This is a genomic window from Sphingomonas sp. STIS6.2 (assembly GCF_000732685.2).
Lineage (GTDB): Bacteria > Pseudomonadota > Alphaproteobacteria > Sphingomonadales > Sphingomonadaceae > Sphingomonas > Sphingomonas aerolata.
Window position 1 is genome coordinate 1 of record NZ_JPDP02000145.1, and the last position, 1,599, is coordinate 1,599.

Annotated in this window: 4 protein-coding genes; all 4 read right to left on the reverse strand. The window is 62.8% G+C overall.

The window, feature by feature from the left end:
• On the reverse strand, positions 1-197 hold a 197-nt coding region (locus sphst_RS14570), incomplete at its 3' end, for a DUF3618 domain-containing protein (RefSeq protein WP_159043655.1).
• Complete coding sequence (locus tag sphst_RS14575; protein WP_107045746.1) at positions 197-592, reverse strand: phage holin family protein; 396 nt, start codon at positions 590-592, stop codon at positions 197-199. The genes sphst_RS14575 and sphst_RS14570, both read right to left, overlap by 1 nt.
• The gene (locus sphst_RS20700; protein WP_159043656.1) at positions 579-926 is read right to left on the reverse strand and encodes a hypothetical protein; all 348 of its coding nucleotides are present in this window, start codon (positions 924-926) and stop codon (positions 579-581) included. Before sphst_RS20700 ends, sphst_RS14575 begins: the two co-directional genes overlap by 14 nt.
• 250 nt (positions 927-1,176) lie before the next feature.
• Positions 1,177-1,599: YsnF/AvaK domain-containing protein (locus sphst_RS14585; protein WP_159043657.1), on the reverse strand; the 423-nt coding region annotated here is incomplete at its 5' end.

Below are 1,599 nucleotides of genomic sequence, written 5' to 3' on the forward strand. Positions count from 1 at the left end.
GGGTTTGCTTTGGCCTTGGCGATCAGGGTTTGGGCAAAGTCGGCGCCGTCGCCACCCGTTACATGGGCAAGCGCGTCGTTCACCAACTGGTTGGGCGCAAGCCGGTCGCCAAGCTGATCAAGGCGACGATCCATACGTGCACGGGTCTGGGCCAGATCCTGTTCGATCTGATCGGTGTCGTTCGTTTCGTCAGCCATTAGAGATGCTCCTTAAGGATGCGACCGTCCTTTTTGAGGTTGGCGGCCGTGCGATCGGGGGTGAGGTTCTTCAGCGACAGCCGGGTCAGCCCCGCGCGTGCGATCAATCCGCCGACCAGGACAATCACAAGTCCGACGATGAGCAGTGCAGCCCAGGCCGGTATCCACCTAGCAAGCACTGCTGCACCGCCTTCCAGCAGTACGACCAAGCCGGCAAATGCGACCAGAGCCCCGCCCACCAGTGATACCGCGCCACCGATCAGACTGTGCAGCTTGTGATCGAACTCGGCACGAGCGAGGGCGAGCTCACCGCGTACGAGATCCTGCACATCGTCTGCCAGGCCGCCAGCGATATCTCCCAGGCTAGGAGCCGGACGAGGTTCAGTCCCGGCCATGTCCGACCTCCGGTACCGTCGGCAGGTCCTCGCGCGACACGTCGCCGGCCACGATCTTGCCAAGCCGGGCAACGGCAAACCCGGCGACCAGCGTAGCACCGATAAAGAGCGCTGGCTGCCGCCTGGCGAAGGACTGAACTTCACGAGTGAGTTCGCCCAGATCCTTATCGCGTAACGAGCCTGCCAGCGTATTCAACTCGGCTGCCCCGCGGCCGATGGCGCTGGCAATCCAGTCCTGTTGACCTTCGAACTGTTCGCCGGACTTCTGAACGCTCTGCGCCAGCTGCTCGACGAAATTGGCAGCCGTCCCCTTCTGGTCGTCCAGCTTGCTCACCAACGTCTGCTTGGCCTGATTGGCAAGCGATGAAGCGGTAGCGGTAGGAGCTGCCTCACTTGTCTCAACGCTGGCAGGACCTGATGCATTCGCGTCCTGTCTGTCGTCGGAAGACAGCGCAAATGCGGCAGTACCGCCGGGCACTCCGCTGGTCGTCGGATCTTGCATGATTGTTCCTACCTTATCGTTGGCAACGCGAAATGGTTGGGCCGCACGCGCGGTACTGATGCGCGCGAGGCCCATTCCATACTCAGCGGTCGGTGCGAGTGCCGAACGTCGAGCCCCGCGCCGCGTCGACGCCTTCGTCGCGATCGACCTCAACGTCAGTACGACGAACGGTATCGTCGATCTGCTCGACGCGCTCGTCGGCGGTCTTAGAAACCACCACTTCCTCGACCACATGCGCAGTCTTGCCAACCACGGCTTCTTCGCCAGTCGCGGTCATGTCGATCGTGCGCTCGCGAAACGCGTCGGTCCCGGAGACTTCGCGGTCGACCGGACGGCGCTCGACGTTGACGCGCTCGTTGCGCAGGCGGATCTGCTCGTGGACCGGCGTTTCGGTAACGTAAGAACGAACGCGGACACCGCCACGGTCCACCTCACGCTTGCCGACGACCAGCTGCTCCTCGACAACCGGGATCACTTCCTCGTCACGGTTGTCTACGGTGCCGGT